At 68.5% G+C, this 2,614-nt stretch carries 3 protein-coding genes and 1 pseudogene; 3 read left to right on the plus strand and 1 reads right to left on the minus strand.

Features of this window, described 5'->3' with window-relative positions:
- Window positions 1–172 (minus strand): hypothetical protein (locus AWZ10_RS55125; RefSeq protein ID WP_159058315.1); only part of this gene is annotated, 172 nt, incomplete at its 3' end.
- 375 nt (window positions 173–547) lie between these two features.
- On the opposite strand from AWZ10_RS55125, the gene AWZ10_RS21515 reads away from it, so the two are divergent.
- The 3 genes and pseudogenes from AWZ10_RS21515 to AWZ10_RS21525 form a co-directional block, all read left to right on the plus strand.
- On the plus strand, window positions 548–1,504 hold the full coding sequence (locus tag AWZ10_RS21515; RefSeq protein WP_046704511.1) for a heme o synthase: 957 nt from the start codon (window positions 548–550) through the stop codon (window positions 1,502–1,504).
- A gap of 166 nt (window positions 1,505–1,670) precedes the next feature.
- A complete protein-coding gene (locus AWZ10_RS21520) occupies window positions 1,671–2,033 on the plus strand; it encodes a hypothetical protein (RefSeq protein ID WP_046704510.1) in 363 nt (120 codons plus the stop codon).
- Window positions 2,034–2,090: 57 nt separating this feature from the next.
- Window positions 2,091–2,614: pseudogene (locus AWZ10_RS21525) on the plus strand (amidohydrolase); the annotation flags it as partial.

The following is a 2,614-nucleotide window of genomic DNA, read 5'->3' on the forward strand; positions in this document are numbered from 1 at the left end:
GCATCACCTTCTGGAAGAGGGTGTACGCGGCGGGCGCGAGGCTCATCGCCGTACCCGGATGGCCGTTGCCGACCTTCTGTACGGCGTCGGCTGCCAGGACTCGGGCCGTGTCGACGGCACGCTGGTCCACATCGGTCCACGCGAGGTCTGTAGTGGTCGGCTTGCTGCTCACCCTGGGTCAGGGCTCCTCTCCACATGTCTCGTGCCGGTGTTCTTCACGGCACCGGCCGTTGTCGAGCCTACCCCCGTAGGAACGCGCATTTTTTCGAGTCATTTCCAGACTGCCGGGACTGTGTCAGGTCTGCCTCCCGACCAGTGGCTCGCATGCTGAGACCAGGGGGTTCCGCTGTTCGCCATCTGAATACGGAACCGCTCATCCGACTGCTCAACCGAAGTGTGTTCGGCTCGCCGCGGGGCGCCTCCCAACACGACCCCACCCCCTTGAAAGGCTGGCTCTGGGCAACGTCTACAGTGGCGTGGTACGCGCGAGCCGTTACGGGGAGTTCACAACCGAAGGGCTTGCTGGGAGTCTCTGTCAGGGGTGTGCGTGACGGCCGTCGAATCCCGTCCACCGGGAGTGCTCGGGGCGAGCAGCACGAGCAGCAGCCGGGGTCAGCGGCCGATCGGGGCCCGAGCCAAGGCGTTCGTGGCGCTCACGAAGCCACGGATCATCGAACTGCTGCTGATCACCACCGTTCCGGTGATGTTCCTGGCGGAGCAGGGCGTCCCGGACCTCTGGCTGGTGCTCGCCACATGCATCGGCGGCTACCTCTCGGCGGGCGGTGCCAACGCGCTCAACATGTACATCGACCGGGACATCGACGCGCTCATGGAGCGCACCTCGCAGCGCCCGTTGGTCACCGGCATGGTCACCCCCCGTGAGGGCCTCGTCTTCGGCATCACCCTCGCGGTCGTCGCCACCGTCTGGTTCGGCCTCCTCGTCAACTGGCTGTCCGCCTGGCTGTCGCTCGGGGCGCTCCTGTTCTACGTCGTCGTCTACACGATGATCCTCAAGCGGCGTACGTCCCAGAACATCGTCTGGGGCGGCATCGCCGGCTGCATGCCGGTCCTCATCGGCTGGTCCGCCGTCACGAACTCGATGTCGTGGGCCGCGGTGATCCTCTTCCTGGTCATCTTCTTCTGGACGCCGCCGCACTACTGGCCCCTCTCCATGAAGGTCAAGGACGACTACGCCCGCGTCGGCGTCCCGATGCTCCCGGTGGTCGCCTCCAACAAAGTGGTCGCGCGGCAGATCGTCCTCTACAGCTGGGTGATGGTGGCGGTCTCCCTGATGCTGACCCCGCTCGGCTACACGGGCTGGTTCTACACGGCGGTCGCCGTGGTGACCGGCGGCTGGTGGCTCTGGGAGGCCCACGCCCTCCAGAACCGCGCGAAGAGCGGCGCGGCCGGCGTCAAGCTCAAGGAAATGCGCCTGTTCCACTGGTCGATCACGTACGTGTCGCTGCTGTTCGTGGCAGTGGCGGTGGACCCCTTCCTGCGCTGAGTCCTTCGGCCGCGGGTGCGGTTCGTGGCTTGTCGTTCAGATCCCCGCGCCCCTGAGGAATGCGGATCCCCGCGCCCCCCGAAGAACAAGGGGGCGCGGGTTTCGTGTTCAAGGCCACGTGGCCCTGGCGTCGTCCCCTGCTCTACCCATCGGTAGCATCCTGGCCATGGCAGACACCAAGCAGGTTGACGAGGGCACCGACGCCAAGCAGGCCGCCAAGGCCGAGCGCAAGGCGGCCAAGCTCGCCAAGCAGATCGCCGCCTTCTCCAAGGCCCACGGCGGAGCCGAGGCCCAGGTCGCCTACATCGGCCGGCTCGGAGCCCGCATCGTGCTCGTCGGTGAGGACGGTGGCTGGGGCGACCTGGTGGCCCCCAGCCACCCCATCGCCGAGCAGGCCGTGCAGAAGGCCGGCGTCACCGTCCATGAGAACTTCGACGGAGAGTTCGCCGCCAAGGTGCGGACCGGCCCGTACGAGTGGTCGCGGATGGCCGGAATCCAGGTCGGCGGCCGCGCCAACAGCAACACCTGAGCGCGGCTCACCCGTTAGGACCTGTGGGAGTTCACAGGTCCAGCCTCGGGGAGCCCGATGATCGAAACGCCGTCCCTCGTGGACCAGTACTGCCACGGCGTACTGCGAACGGAGCTGGGCCTCGGCACCTTCGAGGCCCACCTCGCCCGCAGTGAGGGCCCGCCGGCGGCCGGCACCACCTTCTTCGACACCCAGACGGGCTTCGCCGTGCGCCGCTGGTGCCCGCCCCTGCTGGGCCTGGAACCGCACTGCCCACCGGCCCGTTACCTGGCCAGGCGCCGCGAACTGGGCGTACTGGAGGCGGGGCGCAGGCTGCTCCGGGGCAGCGGCATCACGACCTACCTCGTCGACACGGGGCTGCCGGGGGACCTCACCGGGCCGGGCGAGATGGCCTCCACCGCGGACGCGGACGCCCACGAGATCGTCCGCCTCGAACTCCTGGCCGAGCAGGTCGCGGACACCTCCGGCACCGTCGAGTCGTTCCTGGCCAATCTCGCCGAGTCGGTGCACGCGGCCGCCGCGAACGCCGTCGCCTTCGCGTCGGTGGCGGGCGTACGGCACGGCCTGGCGTTCGCGCCCGA

This window comes from Streptomyces europaeiscabiei, from assembly GCF_001550375.1.
Classification (GTDB): domain Bacteria; phylum Actinomycetota; class Actinomycetes; order Streptomycetales; family Streptomycetaceae; genus Streptomyces; species Streptomyces europaeiscabiei.